The sequence below is a fragment of the Spirosoma oryzae genome, from assembly GCF_003002825.1.
GTDB lineage: Bacteria > Bacteroidota > Bacteroidia > Cytophagales > Spirosomataceae > Spirosoma > Spirosoma oryzae.
In genome coordinates, this window is sequence record NZ_PVTE01000011.1 from 1 (window position 1) to 18,480 (window position 18,480).

At 52.3% G+C, this 18,480-nt stretch carries 10 protein-coding genes and 1 rRNA gene; 7 read left to right on the forward strand and 4 right to left on the reverse strand.

Translation table 11 applies throughout. The features are described from left to right. Window positions 1-14 precede the first annotated feature (14 nt). Window positions 15-125: ribosomal RNA gene (gene rrf, locus CLV58_RS13985) — 5S ribosomal RNA — on the forward strand. A 302-nt stretch (window positions 126-427) separates the two neighbouring features. Here the strand turns inward: rrf and CLV58_RS28755 are convergent. Next, complete coding sequence (locus tag CLV58_RS28755; protein WP_106138610.1) at window positions 428-862, reverse strand: cytochrome B; 435 nt, start codon at window positions 860-862, stop codon at window positions 428-430. A 72-nt stretch (window positions 863-934) separates the two neighbouring features. Between CLV58_RS28755 and CLV58_RS29155 the strand changes: the two genes are divergently transcribed. The 4 genes from CLV58_RS29155 to CLV58_RS14010 all read left to right on the forward strand — a co-directional run bounded on the left by CLV58_RS29155 (window position 935) and on the right by CLV58_RS14010 (window position 7,518). Continuing rightward, window positions 935-1,237, forward strand: a complete 303-nt coding sequence (locus tag CLV58_RS29155) for a DUF4286 family protein (RefSeq protein WP_106138453.1) — start codon at window positions 935-937, stop codon at window positions 1,235-1,237. A 279-nt stretch (window positions 1,238-1,516) separates the two neighbouring features. Further along, window positions 1,517-3,361, forward strand: coding sequence for a sialate O-acetylesterase (locus tag CLV58_RS14000; RefSeq protein WP_170108707.1), 1,845 nt, complete (start codon window positions 1,517-1,519; stop codon window positions 3,359-3,361). Window positions 3,362-3,581: 220 nt separating this feature from the next. Beyond that, window positions 3,582-5,903: a glycosyltransferase family 4 protein gene (locus CLV58_RS14005; RefSeq protein WP_106138455.1), complete on the forward strand. Its 2,322-nt coding sequence runs from the start codon at window positions 3,582-3,584 to the stop codon at window positions 5,901-5,903. 133 nt (window positions 5,904-6,036) lie between these two features. Beyond that, a complete protein-coding gene (locus tag CLV58_RS14010; protein WP_106138456.1) occupies window positions 6,037-7,518 on the forward strand; it encodes a glycoside hydrolase family 130 protein in 1,482 nt (493 codons plus the stop codon). A 68-nt stretch (window positions 7,519-7,586) separates the two neighbouring features. Here the strand turns inward: CLV58_RS14010 and CLV58_RS14015 are convergent, their stop codons facing one another. The 3 genes from CLV58_RS14015 to CLV58_RS14025 all read right to left on the reverse strand — a co-directional run bounded on the left by CLV58_RS14015 (window position 7,587) and on the right by CLV58_RS14025 (window position 13,289). Further along, window positions 7,587-8,450, reverse strand: coding sequence for a BT_3987 domain-containing protein (locus CLV58_RS14015; RefSeq protein WP_106138457.1), 864 nt, complete (start codon window positions 8,448-8,450; stop codon window positions 7,587-7,589). Window positions 8,451-8,513: 63 nt separating this feature from the next. Then, a complete protein-coding gene (locus CLV58_RS14020) occupies window positions 8,514-10,013 on the reverse strand; it encodes a SusD/RagB family nutrient-binding outer membrane lipoprotein (RefSeq protein WP_106138458.1) in 1,500 nt (499 codons plus the stop codon). 24 nt (window positions 10,014-10,037) lie between these two features. Beyond that, on the reverse strand, window positions 10,038-13,289 hold the full coding sequence (locus CLV58_RS14025) for a SusC/RagA family TonB-linked outer membrane protein (RefSeq protein WP_106138459.1): 3,252 nt from the start codon (window positions 13,287-13,289) through the stop codon (window positions 10,038-10,040). A 546-nt stretch (window positions 13,290-13,835) separates the two neighbouring features. On the opposite strand from CLV58_RS14025, the gene CLV58_RS14030 reads away from it, so the two are divergent. Then, complete coding sequence (locus tag CLV58_RS14030; RefSeq protein WP_106138460.1) at window positions 13,836-15,479, forward strand: tetratricopeptide repeat protein; 1,644 nt, start codon at window positions 13,836-13,838, stop codon at window positions 15,477-15,479. Window positions 15,480-15,705: 226 nt separating this feature from the next. After that, the gene (locus tag CLV58_RS14035; protein WP_106138461.1) at window positions 15,706-18,474 is read left to right on the forward strand and encodes a TonB-dependent receptor; all 2,769 of its coding nucleotides are present in this window, start codon (window positions 15,706-15,708) and stop codon (window positions 18,472-18,474) included. Window positions 18,475-18,480: the final 6 nt, after the last annotated feature.

Consider the following 18,480-nt stretch of genomic DNA (forward strand, 5'->3'; position numbering starts at 1 on the left):
AAAAGGGTCAACAGGTTGGTGCTGTTAAGGCGGGTGAACACCTCTTCCATTTCGCACAGAGTCGTTAAGCCCCGTACTGCCGATGGTACTGCTGTTACAAGCGGGAGAGTAGGTAGGTGCCACCTGAAGAAACGAAAGTCGAGCCGGTCAGCGTAAGTTGATCGGCTCGCTGCGTTTACAAGCAGATTGGATTTTCACCAATTGTATCCACATTACTTTCTTGCTGAGTTCCCGAGGAGTATCAGGTAGGTCAAAAGTAGTTTCATAACTACTTGCCGATGATTATTCAGGGTAAATCAATCGCTCTGTTTACAGGTTGTATTAGTGCATAAACAAGCAAAGCCCGTCAATTCGACGGGCTTTGCTTGTTTGACGTTATATCTATTCGTGCTATCAATTTTGCCGTCTACAGAATTGAGTTGTTATGCTAGAACAAACCGGCACCTAGATTACGAAAAGGCCATGGAATGAACGCGAGAATAAGTAAGAGACCCAGGCCATAAAAAATGCCGACTAATCGTTGCTTCGTTACGTTGTCTGTTGCCCGTTTTGAACGAGAGTAACCGATCGTAATCAGAACGATGGCGATCAACATACCCGTGATGTGTTCGACAGAGTAGAATCTATATAGCTTCTCGCTCATTAGGCTAAGATCAACTTTTGGGCTGATGAAATACAGGAGAAGGCCAATGACTAACTGTAGGTGAACGCTAATCAAAGTGAACAAGTACAGTTTACGGTTGCGATCCGTGTACCCACTGCGACCCTGCCATTTCGAAATGGCTACTCCAACTGAAGCAAGTAATAAAAGAAGCGCAAGCCAACGAAGTCCTGAATGCGCGTGGACCAATCCAGTGTACATAAAAAAAGGTTTTTTCGTGTAAAGAAACAACAAAACAGCCAACTTCAGCCGTTCGGCGCTGGTTAGAAGAGTATGATTATTTATAACACGACCTATACGCTGGATACTGCCATTCAGCACGAGTGGCTATACTGGGTGCGTACTGACTACGTACCTGCCATACTGGAAACTGGGTTAGTTACCGCAAGCAGAGTATTACGGTTGATTAGTGACGTAGGTCAACAGGGGGTGGTATGTACGGTACAACTGGAATTTAGCGATCTGAGTACATACGAGACATTCAACGCCAACTTTGCCGACCTGTTTTATAGGCGAATGACCTTCCGGTTTAATACTAAACTTGCCTCTTTTTCGACGGTACTAGAAGAAGTATGAGGTACCTGCCGTCGAGTAAATAGCTGTCTAATAACTTGACTAAAAACTGCTAGACACGGACTTTCGCATGACATCCGTACCTAGCATCTTATGAACATTAGTAAGTTATCAGTTCTTGGTAAACTTCTTTTTACCGGCCATATACTCTTCGCTTTAATCTTGCCCACATACGCGCAAATCAACGTTTCATTCCCGACCCAATCCATCGTATTTCAACGAAACAACCAAAATCAAACCCAATTCTCAGTAGCTGGAACGTGCCAGGCAGGCGTCGATCGTTTGGAAACTAGGCTTGTTCCAATTGCGGGAGGACAGGGAAATGATTGGACGAATCTGACCAGTCAGGTTTCGCAAGGCTATTTTTCGGGTAAGGTAACTGCGTCGGGTGGATGGTACCGTCTGGAGTTGCGCGCCTGGCAGGGAAATGCGGTTGTCGCAACCACTCAGGTCGAACCGGTTGGGGTAGGTGAGGTATTCGCCATCGCTGGTCAATCGAATGGGCAGGGTATCGAGAACCGGGATGCCGTTGGTGCCAGTGATCAACGGGTTGTCTGCATTCCTCACCTTAATAAGACGGATACGATCCGGATGCCGCTGCCGATGTATAGTCAGCGCGTAACGGCGACCGGGGTGATCGGACCGCGTGGTCTGACGGGTTGGTGCTGGAGCCGAATGGGCGATCGGTTGGCTGCCCGGCTGAACGTACCCGTTGCCTTCATGAATTCTGCCTGGTCGGGAACGGCAGTGCGGAACTGGCGGGAAAGCATTACCGTCGATAGTACAGCGACCTCATACAACGAGTATTTCCGACCAGGTATGCCGTACGGTAACCTGAAGCGAATCGTACAGGACTATATGCCACTTACTGGTCTACGGGCTGTGCTTTGGCACCAGGGCGAAGCTGAGTTTTACGATACCGATCCATCAGCTGCCAATTACTTCAACGATCTACAGACCGTAATCCGCCAGAGTCGGCAGGATGCCGGCTACAATATGGCGTGGGTGGTGGCCAGAGCCTCCATGGATAATAATTTGTACGCTAACTATGGGTTGACGCACTACGAGCCCGTTGTGTCGGCACAAAATAGGGTAGTGCAGCAGGTACCTAACGTTTTCTACGGACCAGATACGGATATAATTCAGATGCCGCGCACAGACGGCGTTCATTTTTCAGGAAATGGACTCATTCAGCTTGGAGACGCCTGGAATGACTTTTTAAGCGACGACTTTTTTCGAAATGCTACACCATACCCACCGCAGACGGCCGATGTCGCTGATCTGACTATGTCGTTGATCGTCGACCGACCCGCTCTGGAAACAAATCAGCCGGTCACTGTGACGATCAATGTTACGAACGAAAGCCCCCAGACGGCCATGAACGTACGTGTACGGTGCGGACTACCAGCCGGACTAACGTTCCTGTCTGGTAGCGGTCTTTCACATCAGCGCGGGGTGGTATTTGGTGTGATACCGACACTAGCTCCTTCGTCGGCTGGTCAGCTGACGTTCATGGTACAGCCGACGCAGACCGGAACGTATATACTGGTAGGTGAGATTGTCAAAGCCAGTCAGCTTGATACGGATTCCAGACCAAACACGAGTACGGGTGACGGGCAGGACGATATGGCAACGGTTCAGTTTCGCTATGGTAGTGGCCCCGTTTTCGGCGTACCTGTTTCCGTAAATGCTGATCCGCTTCCGGCCGTCGCCAGTAACCAACCAGCACCGGACCCTAATCGCGCGGACCTTAGTCTTGCTATGATGGTCGATAAAGTGGCTCTGCCGGTGGGTACACCGATTTCAGTGAGTTTGATTGTCAACAACGCAGGTGGGTTGCCAGTGGATCGGACAACGGTTGGGTGTCAATTACCCGACGGACTTACGTTCCTGGACAGCCAAACGATGCAACTGGCTGGTAACGTCGTACGGGGAACCACCGGTACCGTTGCGGCCGGTAGTTTCAGTATACTCACTTTCCGGGCGGTGCCAACAAAAGTTGCTACGCTGACGATGCCGGCACAGATTGAATCGTCGTGGGGCGTTGCCGACCCGGATTCGACACCCAACAACGGCTTTGAGAACGGCGAGGATGATTGCGCCAAGTTACAGGTGCGGGCGAACTAGATGGTCTTGAATTGGACCGGTTTTGTTATTGTCCGGGGGCGGAAAAGTACAAAAGGAAAGTAAGATAACGAGGTATTGGCCTGCTTGCTCACGGTAGATTGCAAAAATATGTCAGTCTACCAAACAAAATGATTACTTAAGTACTTTCTATAGAGGAAGAGCCTGACGGTGGCGCTTGAGAATAGGCCACCGGTTTGTTTCGAACTCATGCCTGATTACTATGAATACCTCCGCCAACAACCCGGCTGTCTGGAACCACAATCCTAAAAACGTAGCGTTTATCGGTGACTATCTACCTCGTCAGTGTGGTATTGCCACATTTACGTCTGATTTGTACGCTTCTTACGATTCCTTTATCCGAGACTCGAACGCTATTGTCGTTTCGGTAAACGACACGAAGGAAGGGTACGACTACCCGTCAGAGGTTCGCTACGATTTTTACCAGCACGATCAGGACGCGTACCGGAAAGCCGCTGAGTTTTTAAATTCAAAGGATACGGATGTCGTTTGTCTTCAACATGAGTATGGCATTTATGGTGGCCCGGCAGGGAGTTATATTCTGACTCTGTTGCGTAACCTGACCATGCCGGTCGTTACGACGTTCCACACAATTCTCAAGTCGCCCAATGAGGAGCAGTTGCTGGTACTGAAAAGTATTGCTGATCTGTCATCCCGCGTGATCTGCATGTCGGAGAAAGGACGCGACTTTCTGATTAACATATACGAGGTGCCGGCGGAAAAAATCGATTTGATTCCTCACGGCATCCCTGACATGTCTTTCGTAGATCCACATTTCTACAAGGATAAGTTTGGCATGGAAGGCAAGCAGACCTTGCTGACGTTTGGGCTGCTGTCGCCGAATAAAGGTATTGAAAACGTTATTCGGGCTCTGCCTAAAATCGTTGAGAAATGCCCTAATGCCGTGTACATGGTACTTGGCGCGACGCACCCGCATCTGATCCGGCATGAAGGCGAAGCATACCGCGACAGTCTGAAAAAGTTGGCGGCTGACTGCGGTGTGCGTGATAACGTCCGGTTCTACAATCAGTTCGTTGAGTTGGAGGACCTGATGGAATACTTAGGTGCGGCTGACATCTATATTACCCCTTACCTAAATCCGGCACAAATCACCTCGGGTACGCTTTCCTATGCATTTGGTTGCGGTAAAGCCGTTGTGTCGACGCCGTACTGGCATGCCGAGGAGTTGCTGGCTGATGGGCGTGGTGTGCTGGTACCGTTTGGTGATGAGCAGGCGATTGCCGATGAGGTTGTCAACCTGCTGGTCGATGAACCCGCGCGTCATGCTATGCGTAAGAAAGCCTACATGATGGGCCGCAGCATGATCTGGGAGCAGACGATTCAGGAGTATGCTAGCTCATTTGCCAAAGCACGTCGGGAACGCATGGGTAAAATTAATAGTCAAACGCCGTACACGATGGGTGGCAATGGAAGTGCCGCCTTCAAGCTACCGGTGCTTCGGCTGGATCATTTGTATCGACTAACGGACTCGACGGGTATTGTGCAGCATGCTCGGCACCATTTGCCGTTCTATGAAGAGGGGTACTGCACCGACGATAATGCGCGCGCACTGATCCTGACAATCATGCTGAAGGAAGACGGCATTGTCGAACGGAAGTTGGCACAGGCGTCGGATAACTACTGCGCTTTTATCAACCACGCTTATTCGGAAGAACACCGCCGGTTCCGCAACTTTATGAGCTACAACCGGCAGTGGCTTGAGGAAGTAGGCTCCGATGACAGCACAGGCCGGACGATCTGGGCGCTGGGCGTATGTATCGGGCGGGCCACTGATCTCAACTCGATAACCTGGGCGATGGGCTTGTTTGAGAGCGTACTGCCAAGTATCAGTCAGATGTCGTCGCCGAGAGCTTGGGCTTTTTCATTGCTCGGCATTTATGAATACCAGAAGAAATTCAACGACGACCGACTGGCGAAAAATTTGCAACGGCAGTTGTTGGATAAACTGATGTTCCGCTATACCGAAACGGCAACTGAAGACTGGCCTTGGTTCGAAAATAGCCTGACGTATGATAACGCCGTGCTGGCTCACGCGCTAATCAAATCGGGCGACGAACATTTGTCGGCAATTGGCTTGAGATCGCTGAAATGGCTGATCGATGTTCAAACCGCCGAACGGGGGCACTTCCAGCCGATTGGCTCAAATGGCTTCTACGAGAAAGGTAAGTCGCGTGCTTACTTCGATCAGCAGCCGCTGGAAGCGCAGTCAGCGGTATCCGCCTGCTTGAGTGCCGCGCAGGCGACAGGCGACGAGGAGTGGCACCGCACCGCTATCCGCATCTTCAAATGGTTCACCGGGTTGAACGATCTGGGCTTGCCCTTGTACGATCAGCAAACGGGCGGTTGCCGCGATGGCTTGCACATCGACCGGGTTAATAAGAATCAGGGTGCTGAGTCGACATTGTCGTATTTACTGGCCCTGGCCGACCTGTACGCAGCCCAGAAACAGCGAGCCGCTACAAAGCCTGTCAGCGTAAGTCTACCTGCGTTGTACAACGCATAGCGGGCTGAATCAATTTTTGTCAAATCAGAGGACGCCAAAGCGAGTGGCACAGAATTAGCACCTGTGTACCTTGTTTCAGGCGTCTTCTTCGTTCTACCTACTGTTTACTTTACAAAGACCTGCCAGTTTACCAATGAGCGTTAAAGCCACTCGTACCGGAATCGTGCTGAGTCCTGACCCTACTCGCGTCTTGTTCCGACCTTTCGACTTGGGAAGTACAACCCGAACGTTAAAGATCATTGCGCGGGTCAATGCAATGAGCGATCAGGAAGTCGACCAGAAACTCAATGAAGTGATTCGCGAATTCGGCGGTCGTCACCACAAGCTGGAGCGTTTTTTAACGCAACGGTTCGGGCAGATCAAAGCCCACCTGCTTACCGATGAGCCGCTGTCGACCGAGCGTCAGCTATTACTGGGCGCTTACTTTACGATGGAATATTCGCTGGAGTCGGCGGCTCTGTTCAATCCGTCGATGATCTGGCACCCCGATCAGACGAATGTGCCGCCGGGCTTCAAGCGGTTTATTCTCAGTTTGCGGGCAACCGGTGAAGGCCACGTTTCGTCGATTTCGTTTCGCATGGGTTATATCGATGCCGAGGGCAAGATCGTCCTACGCAAGCCGTCGCGCTACGTTACGTCGCCGGAAACGGTACCGAACCATCGGTTCAACCGCATGCAGTTTGAACGGAAGCTGTACGAATTACGACTTGAAAACAGCATTCAGGAGAAAATGATGATTGGCCTGGGGGATGAATTCAGCCTGGCCGAACTGGAAGCCCAGATCAAGCGCGTGTCGTCGCAATACCGGTACAATGCCGAATACGAAACCATTGCAAGTGGCTTGATCGGGCTGGCCAAGTCGAACTACGAGATTCACTTCGACGAAGATCAGAGCCTGGACGAACGGTGTATTTTTCCCTCGTCACCCAACGAAACAAACGGTATTGAAGATGCCCGTTTCGTACAGTTTACGGATGATGACGGTGAGGTAACGTACTATGCGACGTACACGGCCTATAACGGTCGGGTTACGTTTCCGCAGTTATTGGAGACGAAAGACTTCACCCATTTCAGCGTCAGTACGCTCAACGGGGCCGAAGTGTCGAACAAGGGGATGGCGCTGTTTCCGCGTAAGATCAACGGCAAATACGCCATGATCTCACGACAGGATGGCGAAAACATTTACCTGATGTATTCCGACGATCTGTATTTCTGGCAGACGAAAGAACTGATTCTGAAACCAACGTATCACTGGGAGTACGTACAGCTCGGCAACTGTGGTTCACCGATCGAAACGGAAGAAGGCTGGCTGGTGCTGAGCCACGGCGTCGGCCCGATGCGGAAGTATGCCATTGGTGCATTCCTGCTCGACCTGAACGATCCAAGCAAAGTCATTGGTCGGACAAAGGAGCCGATTCTGAGCCCCGACGAGAACGAACGCGAAGGTTATGTGCCGAACGTGGTGTACAGCTGCGGTGGGCTCATCAACGAGGGTGAACTGATTATTCCCTACGCGATGGCCGACTACGCCAGCAGCTTCGCCACCGTCAATGTAGATGAATTACTGGTTGAACTGACGGGTAAGAAGAAATCCGAACTGGTTGCTGAACAGTAATGAGAATGCCTAAAACAGAAGAGGCCGGAGCAATGTTGCTCCGGCCTCTTCTGTTTTGTACCCGACTACTACTCGCGCGTCAGTGTTTCCGAGATAACCCGGTCTCCGCCTGATCCTGCATACTTGTAATTAAGTGTGTAGGTGTGCGTCGATGGGTCGTACGTGTTCGTGCCAAACTGTACGGTAGCTGTGCTGGCGCTACCTTTTGGCGTCAACGTCACCGTATTGTCGGAATTAACCCGTAGCTGCATCAACCAGCCACTGCCACCGAGGTCGGCGAATTCTGTCTGGACGGTCGTCAGGTTGATGGTCGAAAGCGTTTTCTCTCTATTGATCGATCGTGCACCATTGACCGGGTGCGTAAAGGTACCTTTGGCCAGGTACGTACCATCGTACTGGTTCCGGATCTTCGGGAAAATAATCTTCGATCCATAGTTGCTGCTCACGGCTACGTTATTGGTCGCACTCGTAATCTTCAGTGGCAGCGCATAGGCCGCATCATTGTAAGCGCCTGGATCGGGAACCTTGTCGCTGCCCGAATACAGGGCTACCGTTACCGGGGCCAGTCGGCTACCTGCCTTCACCGTAGGGGTGAGCGAAGAAATCTGATACAGCGATGAAGGCAGCAGCTGATAACTCGTACCATTGGCGGAATTATAGGCGTCCAGCGTCGCCTGATCGACGGCCATCGTTATCGTTACATCCTGCGTGGGCGGAGTAGGCGAGGCAACGTTGACATCGAAGGTATATGATGTTGGCGTGGTGCTGATCGACAGGCCCTGATTGTCTTCGATACCGTAGAAGGCCGACGACGGAATCTCGGCAACGGCTCCGACGTTTTTAAAATCGGTGTAGTGCTCGTCGTCGTTCAAACAGCCTGTCAGACTGGTGGCCAGTCCGGCTAGCAGAACGCTATAGAGAAATGATTTCATAATTGTCAGTAGGATATAACCAGTGAAACAGACGCTTCAGTCCGTTTCACTGGCTGTGATTACTTATTTTACCCAGAAAATTTTCGACGTAAACTGGTTGATATTCCCCTGCGCGGCTACTACGGTACTGTTGTAGTTGTATTCGCTTTGTGGGTAGAACAACCGAATGGGGATCTGCTTCACCGACGTACTGGGGTCCTGCGAGATGGGGACGGCCGGTAAGCCCAGGCGACGGTAATCAGACCAAGCTTCGTACGGAGACCAGCCATTGAGCGATGCCCATTTCTGCGTAATAATGGCTTGAATCTTATTCGACGAAGCATCCCAGCCTACGTTATTCAGCGCCTGCGCGTAATACGTCGATGCGTCGGCTGCCGTCAGTCCCAGGTTGAGGAACGATTCCGTAATGGCCTGCTGATACAGCGTTTGGGCGGTTCCCGAAATCCAGCCCCGCTGAGCCGCTTCAGCCTGTAGGAAGAACGCTTCGTGGGAGGTCAGGATGTACGAAGACTGACTGGCGCTTTGTAACAAGCCTGGCCCAATACCCGACACCAGACTGTTAGCCTGCGGATTAATCGTGCCGAAATACGTAGCGTTATAGGTCGATGACGAACCCGCTACTGGTGCGTAGAAGCGGCTCAGGCGCGGATCGTTTTCTGCCTTGTAAAAATCAACAGCATATTTGTTCGCCCGGTTGATATTGTAGTTTTCAACTGGTTGTCCATTAACACCGTTACCGTACGACCCGTAGAATGGACTTTGCTGACCGCTTGAATTGGCATAGCCCGGATTAACGGCTGCATTCTCTCCACTCTGGGTGAAACCATAGCCCGACGCCTTGATTGTAGCCAGTTGCGTCTGAATGAACGACTGCCGGTCTGACTTCTCTGACTGCCGAAGCAACATGCGAAGTTTCAGCGTGTTGGCAAACCGACGCCATTTGTTGATGTTTCCCTGGAACATGATGTCGTTCGAGCCGGGATTTACTACGGTTCCGCCTTGTGCCGCTACTTTGTCCGCATCGTTGAATAGCGAAAGGGCAGCGTCGATCTGCTTGAACAGGTCTTCGTATACAGCCGTCGCGTCATCGTAAGAAGGCTGTGCGTTCGAAATACCTTTCAGCGCGTTGGTATACGGTATGTTACCATACGTATCGACCAGAATCTGAAAGTGCAGCGCTTTCATAATTTTCGCCATGGCCTGAATCTGTGGCTGGCTAAGCGAAGCGGCCTGCGTGTCGATGTAATCGTAGTTCTTCAGGATGATGTAAGCACTGTCCCAGATACCCGTGTTATAGCCCGTCGTAAACTGGTAGTTCTTATCGGAGGTAGCAATCGAGTAGTTACCGCTCCAGTTCCAGTAGCCCATCCACAGGTTTAGGAACGTGAAGTTGGTCGAGAAGTAAGCGCCCGAAGAGGATAGTGCCGCCGGCAATACCAGCACCGGCGTAGCGGCCGTTACCTGGTTCGGGTTGTTATTTATATCGAGGTATCCTTTCTGGCAACCCGACAGAACCGTCATCGTTGCCACAAGTACCCCTATAGTGATACGTTTGAAATTCATTGTTGTGCTTGATAAAAGTCTGACTTAGAAACCAACGGCGAGCCGGAAACCGTACTGACGGGTAGGGGGCGTTTGGTACTCATCAGTTGTACCTTGTGCGTTACTGTTGTCGAGTGAGAATTCGGGGTCGGTAAAGACGTTTGTCTTCGGCCGTAGCATCAGCAGGTTGCGACCGGTTACACCGATGCTGACCGAACGGATAAACTTCACACCGCTGAGCAGGTTGGCTGGCAGGGTGTAGTTCAGGGCTAGTTCGCGTAGTTTCCAGAAGTCTGCGCTGGTTACGTAACTCGATACCGCGTTGTGATAGCCCGAGTTCGTCCAGAATTCCAGATTACCATCACGGGTTGAAACGCCCGTATTCTGCGCGTACGAGGTCGAACCGTCGCTATTCGTCACAGCAACGACCGAGTTTGGATAGATGAAGTTCTGCCGACCATTATAGGTCGAGCGAATCCCGGCACCGGTAAATTCCAGTGCATTGCCGAGGGCGTTATAGATCACGTTACCTCCCCGGTATTCAACCAGTGCGTTCAACGTGAAGTCGCCGAAGGTGAACGTGTTGTTCAAACCAAAGCGGTACTTCGGCTGCGTGTTGCCGAGGTAACGAATGGTGGGGTCCAGGATGGGGTAGCCTGTAGCCGGGTTGACAACGGGTTGACCAACGTGCGCACTGCTTGCTTCGTAATAAGCCGCATTCGGATCGGTGTTCTGCACCCGCGCAATGTCGGTACCGAATAGCGACGGATAGGTGTAGCCAACAGCGGCATAAACGCTGGTACCGACACCATTAGACAGGGGAAGGTTGATCCGATCCAGCCCAGGATATACCGACGTAACCGTGTTGTTCAGATAGGTGAAGTTGGTATTGATATTCCAGGCAAATGCACCGCTTCTGACAATTGGCTTGATTGTTCTCAGTTCGATTTCGAGACCATTGTTTTTCATCGTACCCGTGTTGATCAGGGCGCTGGAATATCCTGTTGCCCGCGATACCTGAATCGGTACGGTCTGATTGGTCGTTTCGGTCGTGTAGTAAACGACTTCGGCATTCACCCGATCGAACAGACCAAACTCGACGCCTACCTCCCGGTTCGTGGTGAACTCTGGTTTTAAATTAGGATCATTCTGCTGCGTACTCTGCAGGAAACCGGGCTGACTACCAAACGGGAAACCGCCACCCGGATTGAATACGTTCTGTAACTGGTAAGGACCTACGCTGATGTTACCTGCCTTGGCGATACCACCCCGCAGTTTCAGATACGAAATGACCTTGCTGTCCTTGAGTGCCGGCAAAGCGTCGGTCAGTACAATCGATGCGTTAACGCCGGGGTAGAAATACTGCCGATTACCGGCGGCTAGCAATGACGTATTATCATAACGTCCTGTTGTGTTGATGAAAGCCCAGTTGCGGAAGCCCAGCGTAAAGTCGTAGAAGTAGCCCAGCAGGCGGCTCTGCGACGAATATTCACTGGCAACTGCGTTGCCCAACCGGTTGGCAATGTTATACGTGCCCGGCACAACCAGCGACGAAGCAGACGTGTTGATGATACGCCGGTTGTCGACACGGGACTGCTGACCCAGAATCAGTTTAGGGGTAAAATCACCGAACGTCGGTGCCATGGTAATCAGCAGATCACCCGTAATTCGGGTTTTGGTATCACTATAGTCACTGACATTGCCATTCACCTGTTTGAGAGATGATGCAATATTACCAGCCCCCCATGGATCGCTCAGAGCATACGAACTAAACGATACGGCTGCCAAGTGCGACTTAAACTGCTCGTTGGTTATCTGGCCGCTAACCCGGTATAACACGTTCAGCCATTTGGTAAACTGATAGGAGACGTCAGCGTAACCCTGCGCCGAGTACCGGTTGGTAATAGCCCGCGAGTTGTCGCCGGATACCTGCCACCAGGGGTTCGGGTAGTAGGCGTTGTAGAAGCCGTTCACATCACCATAGGGCGAGGTAAGATCGGTGATACGCGGATCATTGAGCGGTGCGTGCGCGGGCTGATTGAGTATGTTCCAGTATACGGGGCGAGCCTGATAATAGCCACCGTTCTCTTTGTTCGTATTCTCATACGTGAACTGCATCTTGGCGTTCGACGAAAACTTGTCGATGGTCCGTCCACCATTCAGCGTAACGTTGGTTCGGTTGTACTTATCGTTCGGAACAATACCTTTCTGATCGACACGCTGTATACTCAATCCGAAATAGTTCTGCCCGTCGCCAATGCGGTAGGCCAGGTCATGCTGCTGCGTAACCCCCGTGCGGAAGAACGCCCGGCGCGGATCGACACCCGTTGACGAATAGGGTACTTTCAATGTGTCAAGCCGGATCGAACCGTCTGGGTTGGTGATCTGTACGCCAAAGCCAATAGGCTTGAGCGAACCGTCGTAGGCAGGGCCAAACTGCTGGTTCTCGAACGGAACATACAGACGCTGTCCATTTGCGTCGAGGTAAGGTGAACCCTCACCACCGTTGGAGCCGTAGATGCGCTGTAGGTCGGGCATGTACGAAACGCGCTCAAACTGCGTGTTATTGGTATACGAAATCTGTGGCTTGTTATTGGTCGTTCCTTTCTTGGTTGTCACGACCAGTACGCCGTTTGAGGCATCCGAGCCGTACAGGGCCGCTGCACTGGGGCCTTTCAGGACGGAGGTGCTTTCGATATCGTTGGGGTTGATCGAGGAGAGGTAGCTGATGTCGGTGATTGCGCCGTCGACAACGAGCAGTGCCTGGTTGTTACCCAGGAACGAGCGGTTGCCCCGGAGCGTCAGGCGGGGGCTGGCCCCAACGCCGTTGTTGGTCAGGTTTACCTGTAAACCCGCCACCTTACCGGTCAGCCCGTTAGCGATGTTGACGGGCGCTGCCTGCGTAATCAGTGCGTTGTTGACTTTCGTAACCGACGTACCAATTTCCCGTTCGTTACGCTTGATGCCAAAACCGGTCACGACAATTTCGTTCAGGGTTGACGCGTCGGCGGCTAACACAACATTGACCGCACTGCGATTCCCCACCGTCACGTCCTGCGGCTTAAAGCCAACAAATGAGAAGGTGAGCGTTGCCGTTGAACCTGCTGCGATACGGTAAGTGCCGTTAGCGTCGGTTGTGGTACCGCGTGATGTTCCTTTTACTACGACACTTACACCGGGTAAGGCCGAGCCGTCGTCTGATGAAGTCACTCGACCCGTCACGGTAGCGTCCTGTGCCAACAAGGGCAGGCAGAACAGCAGCGACAAGAGCCAGCTTCCAAATAAAACTTTTTTCATAAAAGTTAGCTGAAAAAATAAAGAGTATGACGATGAAGAAAACTCGTTAAAGCGCTTTAATATTTTGTAAATACACATTAAAAGCGGATTAAAGAAAATTTCATCTAACGCAAACTACGAAAAAGCAGAATAATAATTGGGTAGAAACTTTTCGGATAAGGCTTATTTTAATTGCACTTTTAGGTGTTATTTGCTTAGTTTACTGGGATAAATACTTAAAACACATAGCGTTAAATCAGTTGAACCTGCTGCGATACGATAGTGATGGGTTACAATATTTTGCTTAGTCCTTGTTAGGCAAAAGAATGATTCGAATGACGTATGCTTTATGCGTAGTCGGTTGCTTGTACTATGGAAATAAGGTCGACCTGAAAAAAAAGATGATTGTATACTGACCATTGCCCGCCTGCCCATCGATTGGTTACTGAGAGGCCGTGCCAGGTACCGGTGTACTACCGGCCTGTATGTCGATACGGTTCACAAATTCTTAACGGGTATGAACCCCGCCGAACTGCTATCTTCGACTGAATAGCCTAGGTCGAATGTATGCGTTGCCGGGAGTTTTTCTATCTACAGTGGAGTTGTACGATTAGGCTCGTCTGCCTGATTGGTGTGTTCGTTAGTGTGTACGCACTGCCGGTAAATGCGCAGTCACGAGATAAAGAATTGAATGCGGAATATCCTGATAAACAGTATGTAAACCTACTGAAACAGGCCAGCCAATCCAGCCTGCGTGGGGATCGCCTAGCGCAGGCCGATCAACAGCAGCGGATCGGTTTATTGCTGTATCATGAGGGTAACTATGCGGCTGGTATCCGCTACCTGCTACTGGCGCAAAGCCTGTTGCGTCAGGCAAAGCAAACCGACCGACTGGCGGCTAATCTGAATGAACTGGGAACGGTTTATTACTACAATCGGCAGGCGGGGCTGGCCCGGCGTCAGTTTAATGAGGCTTTGACGATCTACCGGCGGACGGGGAGTCGGCAGGGCCTGGCGCAGACGTATGGGAACATCGGCCATCTCTACGAGAAGGAAGGTGATTTGCCCACAGCGCTGCATTACCAGCGGCTTGCACTAACACAGTATCGGGGTATCAATCAACCGGCTGGTTTGGCTGCGATCTATGAGAACCTGGGTAGTATCTACGAAGATCAGAATCGCTATGACTCCGCCCGTGCGTATTACAGGGCGGCTTTGGCTGTCGTTCCGAAAGCAGACTGGAACAGCCAGATCGGGCTGATCAACAACCTTGGGGATATTCATCGAAAAACAGGGCATTACCAGCAGGCGCTGGCGTATTACCGGCAGTGCGCCCGGCAGTCGCGACACGTAGCCGACAAGTACCAGCTCAACGGTGCCTATCGCGATCTGGGTAAGACATTCCAGTTGTTGCAGCAGCACGATAGCGCCTACCACTACTTCGAAGCCAGCCACGATCTGACGGATACGATCTACGCGGCCGAGACGAACCGACAGATTGCGCTGATGCAGACCTTGTACGATGTCGAGCGGAAGAACAATCAGATTACGGAATTAAACGCCCGTCAACAACTGAACACGTTGATTACCGGCGGAACCGTCGCCGGTCTGCTGCTGGTTGGCGGACTGGCGGTAGTTATTATCAGCCGGCAGCGGCTGAAAATCCGGGCCGAAGCGGCCCGCTCGCAGCAGGCAGCGCAGATTTATCAGACTCAACGGGAACTGATGCAGGCCGAACTGACAAACAAGCAGCTGTCAGAAGAAAATCTGCGCTACCAATTACAGCTAAACGGGCAACAATTAACCTCGCATACGCTACACCTCATCCAGAAGAATCAGGTACTCGACGAGTTGCGCGCAGACCTGACAACCCTGTTGAACGACGACAAACGCGATCAGCGTCGTCAATTGAAACAGGTCGTTCAGAAGATTGGGCAGAGCTTCAGCCACGACAAAAACTGGGACGATTTTCGCGCGACTTTTGATCAGGTACACCCGCAATTTCTGGCGGATCTGACCAGCCAATACCCAACCCTTACCTCGGCTGAACGTCGGCTGGCGGCTTTGCTGCGCATGAACATGACATCGGGCGATACGGCGACACTGCTCGGTATCTCGGCCGACAGCCTGCGCGTGTCGCGCTACCGCCTGCGCAAGAAGCTGGGCCTTGCCGAGGGCGAGTCGCTAACGGCGTTTATGCAACGTCTGTGACGACGGGACTGATAAGCGAGCATCCTTAACATAATGATAATTGGCAGATTGTAACAAAAATAGGTGCTGACTGTCAGCTGGTTACTAGTCCGTTGTTCACGCTGTTGCCCTTTTGTTTACGCCCCACCCGACGGTTCGTAACGGGTTGGATTTGACCAGACCCACCGGAACCGCCAACCTTTGTACCGGCAGACGATAGCCAATCACCGGGCGTCTGTCGAACCGAATGCAGAAGAATTACTGGCTTGTTATCCTCTTTCTTTTCTCCGCGCAGATCGCGTTGTCGGCGACCCTCCGGGGGCGGGTCACCGATGCGGTGACGGGCGACAATATTATCGGCGCTACCGTGCGGCTGGAAGCTGCGAAGCTATACGCCGTAACGGGTCTCGACGGAACATACGTCATCCGGAACGTGCCGAAAGGCGCGCATACCCTTCAGATCAGCTACGTCAGTTATCAGACGGCTGCGCAGCAAGTCACCGTAGCGCAGGCCGAGCATGTGGTCGATTTCGCGTTGCAGGCCGATGAGAAAGTACTGGGTGAAGTCGTTGTGTCGGGTAAGCGGGACGGGGGGAGCGATCATACCGCCCGTGATCTCGAACGCAATGCGCATCAGATCACGAATATCGTGTCGGGACGGACCATCGAACTCTCACCCGATTTGACGGTCGCCAATGTCGTGCAGCGGGTATCAGGTATCAGTATCGAGCGCAACTCCAACGGCGACGGGCAGTATGCGATTCTGCGCGGGATGGACAAACGCTACAACTACACGCTTGTCAACGGAGTGAAAATCCCCAGTCCTGACAATCGCTATCGCTATGTGCCGCTCGACATTTTTCCGTCGGAATTACTCGACCGGCTGGAGGTGTACAAAGCGTTGATTCCCAGTCAGGAGGGGGATGCCGTAGGCGGGGCTATCAACATGGTAATGCGCGACGCACCTGATCGGCTGACCGTATTAGCCAACATTGCAACCGGTTATAGCGAGCTGTTCGCCAGCCGTCCGTTCGTGCGGTTCGATAACAGGCACGTCAATCCACAGTCGCCTTACGAGCAGTCTGGCAGCACCTATCCGGCCAAATCGGCGGACTTTAACAAATCGTCATCCACTTATACATCGGCGGCTCCGCCACCGAATCTGCTGGGAAGTTTCGCCATCGGGAATCGCTTCCTGAACCGGCAATTGGGCGTGATGCTGGCGGGGAGTCTGCAAAATACGTTTCGGGGCAGTAACAGCCTGTTTTTCACGGGTGACGTGGTCGATACGCTACGGGGCGTTACGCTCGACAAACAGAGCGAACGGCAGTATTCCGAGCAACAGACCCGATACGGCGTTCACGCAAAGATCGATTATCGCTTCGGTTCGGCCGGGAGCCTGAGTCGGCATAAGCTCCAGTGGTTCAACGCGTTCATCGGCCTGAACAACGCGCAGATTCGCGACACGAAAACGACGCAACTGGGCATTGGCGGTTATGACCCGGTGCTGGGCAACGCAACGCTGGGGTACGAGACCCGCTCGCGGCTGACAAAGCAACGCATCTACAACAGTACATTGCAGGGAACCCATCAGCTGACGGATGCGCTGATGCTCAACTGGTCTGCGGTGTATTCCCTGGCGACCAACGCTGTGCCCGATCAGACGTCCGTGCCGCTGCTCGGGATTCGGAAAAACTTCGTAGAAACCCGCACGACAGTGCAGGACGGACAGCGTCGGTGGGAGCATAATACCGATAACGACATGGCTGGCTACCTGAACCTAACGCTGAAAACCAACCTGTTGAATACCGATGTCGAATGGATGGCGGGTGGGCTATACCGCGATAAGCAGCGCACCAATTTTTACAACAACTACACGCTGCGACCCAGTAACCCGTTTGCGCAATACGGGGTCGACTTCACGGACTACAACCAGATTGCCTGGACCATTCAAAACCCGCTGGGCTCCGTTGCGTCGGCCCTGAACTACAACGCGTCGGAGCAAACGGCATCGGGATACCTGCAATTCCGTACCGTTGGGAAGCCACTGGAAGTAATCGGCGGACTGCGCGCAGAACATACCAATCAGGGCTATGCGATGAAATTCCCGATTGGCGAAGACAACCCGACCGGGAGCCAGATCTACACAGACCTGCTGCCAAGCCTGAACGTCCGCTACCGCGCTAATCCGCTGACGAACTGGCGGCTGTCGTATTTCCGCTCCCTGAATCGGCCCGGTTTCTTCGAGATCGTCCCGTACCGTATCGTCAATGAGGAATATCAGGAGCGGGGCAACCCCAACCTGAAACGAGCCCTTGCCGACAACGTGGATCTGCGCTACGAATTTTTCCCCCGTCCGCTGGAGCAGTTCATGGTTGGTCTATTCTACAAGCACATTCAGAACCCAATCGAATACACCTTGCAGAAAGACGCGATTCGCGGGCAGGACCTCTATTACGGACCGGGCAACTTCGGCAACGCAACCAACTTTGGTCTGGAACTCGATGCGATCAAATACGTCCGGCAATGGGGCATCAAAGCTAACTACACCTATACGCATTCGAGTATTACCACGCCGAAGTCGAAGCGCATTCGCAACGAGCAGGGTGATCTGCAAACGATCACGGTCAATCAGACCCGGTCGCTGTACGGTCAGTCGGCGCATATCGCGAATCTGTCGCTGCTCTACCGTGATGCCAATCACGGTTGGGACGGACAACTGGCAGCCAGCTATACCGGTCCGCGCATCAGCACGGTATCGCAATTCGTCGATAACGACCTGTATCAGAAGGGTTTTGTTCAGATGGATGCATCGCTGGAGAAGCGCATCGGACAGACAGGACTTCTGCTCTTTGCCAAAGCAAACAATCTGCTCAATACCCCCGCCGAGATTTTTATCAGGAACGTCAACAAAAACAACAGCGATGCGCCCAGTCAGGATCTACCAGGGCAAACGCTCATCCGGCGCGACGTCTATCAGCGGTCGTATGTGCTGGGTATCCGCTACAAACTGTAATCAGCC